Annotated in this window: 8 protein-coding genes; 7 read left to right on the top strand and 1 reads right to left on the bottom strand. The window is 74.0% G+C overall.

The annotated features are described in order from the left end of the window. From ABZU46_RS30380 to ABZU46_RS30410, 7 genes are all read left to right on the top strand, one after another. Positions 1 to 632, top strand: a 632-nt coding sequence (locus ABZU46_RS30380) for an SbcC/MukB-like Walker B domain-containing protein (RefSeq protein ID WP_354863140.1), incomplete at its 5' end; no start/stop codon positions are given. Between the two features lie 55 nt (positions 633 to 687). After that, positions 688 to 1,647 carry a hypothetical protein gene (locus ABZU46_RS30385; protein WP_354863141.1) on the top strand — a complete coding sequence of 320 codons (960 nt, stop codon included), beginning with the start codon at positions 688 to 690 and terminating at the stop codon, positions 1,645 to 1,647. Between the two features lie 16 nt (positions 1,648 to 1,663). Beyond that, on the top strand, positions 1,664 to 2,521 hold the full coding sequence (locus tag ABZU46_RS30390; protein ID WP_354863142.1) for a fused MFS/spermidine synthase: 858 nt from the start codon (positions 1,664 to 1,666) through the stop codon (positions 2,519 to 2,521). Between the two features lie 136 nt (positions 2,522 to 2,657). Then, the gene (locus tag ABZU46_RS30395; RefSeq protein WP_354863143.1) at positions 2,658 to 3,347 is read left to right on the top strand and encodes a sigma-70 family RNA polymerase sigma factor; all 690 of its coding nucleotides are present in this window, start codon (positions 2,658 to 2,660) and stop codon (positions 3,345 to 3,347) included. Next, positions 3,344 to 4,126, top strand: coding sequence for a zf-HC2 domain-containing protein (locus ABZU46_RS30400; protein WP_354863144.1), 783 nt, complete (start codon positions 3,344 to 3,346; stop codon positions 4,124 to 4,126). Before ABZU46_RS30395 ends, ABZU46_RS30400 begins: the two co-directional genes overlap by 4 nt. A 207-nt stretch (positions 4,127 to 4,333) precedes the next feature. After that, entirely contained in the window at positions 4,334 to 4,984 is a 651-nt protein-coding gene (locus tag ABZU46_RS30405; RefSeq protein WP_354863145.1) for a hypothetical protein, read from the top strand. Between the two features lie 120 nt (positions 4,985 to 5,104). After that, positions 5,105 to 6,025 (top strand): DNA-3-methyladenine glycosylase 2 family protein, encoded by a 921-nt coding sequence (locus ABZU46_RS30410; RefSeq protein WP_354863146.1) that lies wholly within the window; start codon positions 5,105 to 5,107, stop codon positions 6,023 to 6,025. A gap of 10 nt (positions 6,026 to 6,035) precedes the next feature. Here ABZU46_RS30410 and ABZU46_RS30415 read toward each other — a convergent pair whose 3' ends face one another. Then, on the bottom strand, positions 6,036 to 6,539 hold the full coding sequence (locus ABZU46_RS30415) for a DUF1990 domain-containing protein (protein ID WP_354863147.1): 504 nt from the start codon (positions 6,537 to 6,539) through the stop codon (positions 6,036 to 6,038). Between the last annotated feature and the right edge of the window lie 304 nt (positions 6,540 to 6,843).

Below are 6,843 nucleotides of genomic sequence, written 5' to 3' on the forward strand. Positions count from 1 at the left end.
GCGAGGACCCGGTGCACGCCGCGACGGTGGCCGTGGAGCGGGCCGAGGCCGACCGGCGCCGGCTGGCCGAGCGCCGCGAGCAGGCCGGCACGTTGCGTGAGCAGCGGGCCGGGCACGAGCGCGAGGCGCAGGTGGCACGGGCCCTCGCGGGGCACCTGCGGGCCAACAACTTCGAGCGGTGGCTGCTGGCGGAGGCGTTGGACCTGCTGGTCGACGGCGCGTCGGGGATCCTGCGGGAGCTGTCCTCGGGCCAGTACGAGCTGGTGCACGACAAGGGCGAGTTCTTCGTGGTCGACCACCATGACGCGGGGCTGCGCCGGGGGGTGCGCACCCTCTCCGGTGGCGAGACGTTCCAGGCGTCGCTGGCGTTGGCGCTGGCGCTCTCCGAACAGCTGGCCGGCATGTCGACGACCGCGGCGAGTCTGGAGTCGATCGTCCTGGACGAGGGTTTCGGCACGCTGGACGCGGCCACGCTGGACACGGTGGCCGCGACCCTGGAGAACCTGGCCGCCCGGGGTGACCGGATGGTCGGCGTGGTCACCCATGTCGCGGCGCTGGCCGAGCGGATCCCGGTCCGCTTCGAGGTGCGCAAGGATGCCCGCTCGGCGCGCGTCGAACGGACGGGCCGGTGAGCGCGAGGAGTGCGGCGCAGCGGAGCCCCGCAGTCGCGAACGGAAGGTCGGCCGGGTGAGCGACGCCGCGTTCTTCGTCGACTCGTGGGATCCGGCGTACGGTGCGTCGTTCGAGGCGTCCGCGTCCGGGCCGGCGACGCCGAGCAGCGCGCAGGTCGACGCCGACGTGGAGCTGCCGGCCGTCGACTGGCGGGCGATCGGCGTACGCGCGGACGTGCGGGCCCCGGACGTGGTGTTGCTTGTCGACGGGGTCCGCCGCATCGACGCGAGCATCTGGACGGCCGAGGCGGACGGCGGGTCCTTCCCGGGGCTGGCGGCGTCGTACGCGGCCGGGGTGGTCCGCTGCGACCTCGGTCGGGGCGCGGCCCAGTTGGCCGGCACGCGGGTGGGCCGGGGCCTGTTCACGGCGAGCCCGTCGGCGCAGGACGTGGTGGCGGGCGCGATCCGCTACCCGGTGCACCGGGTGGGCGGCACCGGTGAGCTGGCGAAGCTGCCGGCGGCCGTGCAGGGTCCGTTGACCGCGCTGGAGGTGGCGGTGTCCGACGCCGCCCGGGTCGACGGCGACCTGTTGGTGGTGGACGGCCCGTTGCGCAGTCGCCGCCAGTTGCCGCGCACGCTCGGCTACATCAAGACCCAGCACAGCCAGTACCTGGACGCCCGGCTGACGGCTGTGGTGACCGGTCTGGCGTCCGGTCAGCGGTCACCGGTGTTCCGGCTCGGCACGGCCTGGGGCGGGTGGTCGTGGTATCTGCGGCTGCCGGTGGCCGTGGGTGCGCCGTGGGCCGGGATCGTCCGGGTGGAGTGCTCCGCCGACCTGCCCGTCGAGGCGGCGATCGACCTGGCCGACCTGTCGCTGGTCACGCTGCCCCGGTTCGCGTCGACTCCGTACAAGGATCCGCGGGCGCCGCAGAACCTCATCCCGATCGCCGGTCTGGAGCGCCGCCTGCGGGCGTTGCTCGGCGATTCCCGTCTGCTGCACCGCGCGTTGACCACCGCGGCGCGCGTCGGCCGCTGAGCGGGAGCGGGTCGCGGTGGGACGCAAACGAGCGGATGACCGGGTGGTCGAGCAGGTGGACACCGGGCGGGCCGAGCTGGTGCCGTCGCCGGACCGGGCCGGTTCGTGGACGCTGCTGTTGGACGGGGCGCCGCAGTCGCACGTCGACCTGACCGATCCCACGCATCTGGAGTTCGAGTACGTCCGGCGGCTGGCCGCCGCACTGGACCTGGTCGCGCCGCCCGGCGAGCCGCTGCGGGTGCTGCACCTCGGCGGTGGCGCGCTGACCCTGCCCCGCTACGTGTCGGCCACCCGGCCGGGGTCCACCCAGCGGGTGTCCGAGGTGGACGGCGCTCTGGTGGAGCTGGTGCGCCGCGCGTTGCCCTGGCCGGCGGACGCCCGGCTGCGGGTTCGTGTGCAGGACGCGCGGGCGGTGCTGGCCTCGACGCGGGACGCCAGCTACGACGTGGTGGTCGCCGACGTCTTCGCCGGTGCCCGCACACCGGCGCACCTCACATCGGTGGAGTACGCCGCCGAGGTGGCGCGGGTGCTCCGCCCGGCGGGCTGGTTGCTGGCGAACCTGGCCGACGGCCCGCCGCTACGGTACGCCCGTGGCCAGGTCGCCACGGTGCGCTCGGTGCTGCCCCAGGCGTGCCTGGTCGGTGACGCGGCGGTGCTGCGCGGTCGCCGGTACGGCAATCTGGTGCTGGTCGCCGGGCGGACGACTCCCCCGGTCCCCGCGTTGACCCGGCGGGCGGCCGGGGACTGGTTCCCCGGCCGGGTGGTGGCCGGCGACGAGTTGGACCGCTTCGTCGGTGGCGCGGCGGTGGTGCGCGACGCGGACGCCACCGGCTCGGATCCGCCGCCGCCGGGGTTGTTCTCCGTCCGCCGCTGACTGGTCGATCCGAGCCCGCCGACCTCTCCGTCGAACTTTTTTCGCGGTTTGTTGATCCGCTCGGGGCGGCGCTGCGTACCACCGGGCGGCCCGCCTTGTGGGGGCGGCGTTGGTCACGGACATCCCGGAGGTCTGCATGCATGCGGTGGCGGCCGGTTGGCATGGCGACGCGGTTCGCGCGGACTGGTTGTCCGCGCGGTCGTCGCGGCCGACCTCGTCTGCCCGGGGGGTCGACGCCCGAGCCATGTCTCGCCAAAATGGTCCGGTGACGCCCCAACCGGCGCCCGGGCGCCACCAGGCGACGACAACCGAGGCCAGCCACTCCGACCAGTTGATCCGGCTGCTCTACGCCGAGCACGCCGGCCCGTTGCTGATGTTCGTCATGCGGCTCACCGGGGGGGACCGGCAGCGCGCGGAGGACATCGTGCAGGAGACGCTGCTGCGGGCCTGGCGTAACGCGCACCGCCTCGGTGTGCAGGGGCAGGGTTCGCTGCGGCCGTGGCTGGTCACGGTGGCCCGTCGGATCGCCATCGACGAGCACCGCAGCCAGGAGGCCCGGCCGCCGGAGACGTACGACCGGGACCTGACCGCGTTCGCCGAGGCGGACAGCACCGACCGGGTGCTGCGCACGATGACGGTGGCGGACGCGCTGCGTACGCTGAGTCAGTCGCATCGGGAGATCCTGATCGCGACGTACTTCCGGGGGCGGACGGTGCCGGAGGCTGCCGAGGAGTTGGGGCTTCCGCTGGGCACCGCCAAGTCGCGGGTCTACTACGCGCTGCGCGCGCTGCGCACGGCTCTGCAGGAGCGGGGGGTGACAGAATGAGCCGGCCAGACCATATGGACGTCGCCGCGTACGCGCTCGGCGTGCTCGACGAGCAGGACACTGAGCGGTTCGAGGAGCATCTCGCCGCGTGCTGGGCGTGCGCGGCCGAGCTGGAGACGATGGTGCCGGTGGTGGGGCTGCTCTCCGGCATCGACGGCGAGACGATGATGGCGCTGGAGCAGACCGCCACCGATCCGGCGCTGCTGGACCGGACGTTGGTAGCGGTCCGGGCCGACCGACGGCGTACCCGGTTTCGTCAGCTGCTCGCGACCGCCGCGGCGGTGGTGGTCTTCGGCGGGTTGACGGGTTACGGCTTCGTGAGTGTGGCCGGGGACGAGGCGCCGGGGGTTCTCGCGGAGCCGACGCAGAGCGCCGCCGCCAACGACCCGCCGACGAGCGCGCCGACCGCGCCGCCGAGCGGCCCGGGCGTCGGCGGCACCGAGGAGGAGGGCGACCAGGTCGACGCCACGGACCCGACGACGGGCGTGCAGACGACGATGTTCCTGGTCGAGCGGGAGTACGGCACCCGCATCAACTTCAGCCTGCGGAAACTGCCCGGCCCACGCATCTGCCGGCTGATGGTGGTGCGCACGAACGGCACCACCGAGGTGATTTCGACGTGGTCGGTTCCCGATGGCGGTTACGGCACGAACAATCGCCCGCAGGGTCTTGAGCTGAGCGCCTCGACGTCCGCGTTGGCGAGTGACATCAAGCAGCTCCAGGTGCAGTCGGTCGACCGCAACGGGGTGGCCAGTCCGCTGGTCACGGTGCCCATGTAAGGGTCGCGTACCATCCTCGACGCCGGTCATTGTCTCAATGGCCGGCGTCGATCCGTTGTGTGACCGAAGGTCCCGTGTGGAGGGCCATACGGATGGACGCTCGATTTGGTTCAATCCATTCGCGTGAAATTGACCACTCTTACTTCTTCAACCTTGACAGCCTGCCCGCCGTACCTATGGGTGAACTGCCAAGAATGAGGAGGGCACGTGGCACAGATGAAGCGGACCGTCATCGTCGCGAGCGCGATGGTCGCACTAACGGCCTGCGCTCCCGCGGGTTACGACGGGGCGAACTCGAGCGCGGCCGAGCCGGTCGCCGTCGCCGCGGCCGAGCCCACCGCGTCGGCTGAACCCGAGGCGTCGGCATCCGCGGAGGCGCCGGTCGCCGACGCGCCGCCGCCCGCGGACGTCGACCTGACCGAGCAGTTGATCGGCAAGAAGATCGCCCGGATGGGCAACGTCGTGACCGACCAGGACGGCTGGGTCCTGTACCGGTTCGACAAGGACACCGCCGACCCGCCCGCGTCGAACTGCGTCGACAAGTGCGCGCAGGTGTGGCCGCCGGCGTTGACCGACGGCAACCCGCAGCTCACCGGCCTCTCCGACGACAAGGTCGGCAGCGTCACCCGACAGGACGGCACCCGACAGCTCACCATCGGCGGCTGGCCGGTGTACCGCTACATCGGCGACAAGAAGCCCGGCCAGTGGAAGGGCCAGGCCGTCGGCGGCACCTGGTTCGTGGTCGACCAGAACGGCAAGAAGAACCTGACCTGCCTGCCCACCTCGACGCCGAAGGCCGTCGCGCCGCCGGCGGACAGCGGGTCGAGCGACGCCGGCGGTTCGGGTTACTCGTACTGATCCCGATACGCCAGGGCACGGTGGCCGGTCGCAGCCGGGGAGGGCGCGGCCGGCCACCGCCGTGCCCGCGGACCGCTGGTCGGCGACCGGCGCCGTACCGCGACCTGGCAGAGTAGCGGGGTGACCGAGACCGAGCCCGCCGCGACGAGGATGCTGCACCCGCCCGTCGGCTACCGGCTGGCCGCGTCGGTCCGCGGCCTGACCTTCAGCCCGTACGACCCGTGCGCGCGCGTCGCCGCCGGCACGTTCTGGTGGGCGACCCGCACCCCGGACGGGCCGGCCACCCTCGCGCTGCGGCCGGCGGGCGGTGAGCTGCTTGCCGAGGGCTACGGACCGGGCGCCGAGCACGTGGTGGCCCGCGCCGACAAGATCGCCGGGCTGCACGACGACCTGACCGGCTTCGCCGAGTTGGCGGCGGCGCACCCGCTCGTCGCCCGGCTGGCCCGGGAGCACCGAGGGCTGCGGATGCCCACCACCGGGCAGGTCTTCCCCCGGCTGCTGCGCGCGGTCTTCGAGCAGAAGGTCACCGGCAAGGAGGCGTACCGGGCGTACGCGGCGACCGTGCGGCACTTCCGGGAGCCGGCACCCGGCCCGCTGCAACCGCTGCTGCTGCCGCCCGAGGCCGCCGCGGTGGCCGCCACCCCGTACTGGGTGTTCCACCCGTTCGGCGTGGAGCAGCGCCGGGCCGACACGCTGCGCCGCGCCGCCGCGCTCGCCGATCGGCTGGAGCGCTGCGTGGACGCCACCGAGGCCACCCGGCGGCTGACCGCCATCGCGGGCATCGGCCCGTGGACCGCCGCCGAGGTGGTCCGGATCGCCTACGGTGACCCGGACGCGGTCAGCGTCGGCGACTACCACATCCCGAACACGGTGGCCTGGGCGCTCGCCGGCGAACCGAGGGGTGACGACGCTCGGATGCTGGCCCTGCTGGAGCCGTTCAGGGGGCATCGGGGTCGGGTGTGTCTGCTGCTGGAGGCCGCCGGCATCCAGGCGCCGAAGTACGGCCCGCGCGCCCCGATCCGCTCGTTCGCCCGCTTTTGAGGCCGCCGGGTCAGCGGCCGGCGCAGAGCCGGCGCAGAGTGCGACCGAGCCACCAGGCGTACGCGTGCTGCACCGCCCGGACGGCCGGGCCGGCCGCGCGGGTGAACCAGCGGTCCGGGAGGCTGAACGCGCGTACCTCGAACCAGACCGCGCCACTGTCGTCCTGGCCGACCACGAACGCCTCCTCGCCCCGCTCCGGGTGACCGGGGAGGGTGCCGTAGCCGAAGCCGGCGAGCGTGGGCGACTCGTCGCTCCAGACCACCCGGCAGGGCCCCCACACGCGGGCCAACCCGACCCCGAGGCCGGCCGTGACCAGCGCACCCTCGGTGGCCCGTGCCGCGTCGGTGCGCATCCGGACCCCGGCGGCGCGGTGCAGCCGCCAGCTCAGCACCGCCTCGGCCGCGGTCTCGAAACAGCCGGTCGACAACGGGGTCCGGTGGCGCAGGTGGTGGTATCCGCCGGGCAGCGCGCCATGCCGGGTCCGTCCCACCTCCGGGTACGTCAGCTCGGCCACTCGGCTGGGTCAGGCGGGCGGTGGCACCGACCGCGAGGGGCCCCGACTCACCCCGCTCGGCCCGACTCACCGAGGCCGTCCACTCTGGCCACCGCGCCACGTCGACAAGCAACGCCCAGACCCGCTCGGCGTCCGCGCCGACCTCCGTGTCCGCCTCGAACCGCATCGCGTCCCCTTCCCGGCGGCGCCGGGCGGGGCCCCCCCCCCCCCCCCCCCCCCCGGGCCCGCCGCGCCGGGCGGCGGCGACCACCCCGCCGGCGCCTCTGCGTTCGTCCCCGGGGGGCTCCCGCCCGCCCGGGGGCGC

Origin of the sequence: Micromonospora sp. NPDC005197 (genome assembly GCF_040608295.1) — a bacterium.
Lineage (GTDB): Bacteria > Actinomycetota > Actinomycetes > Mycobacteriales > Micromonosporaceae > Micromonospora.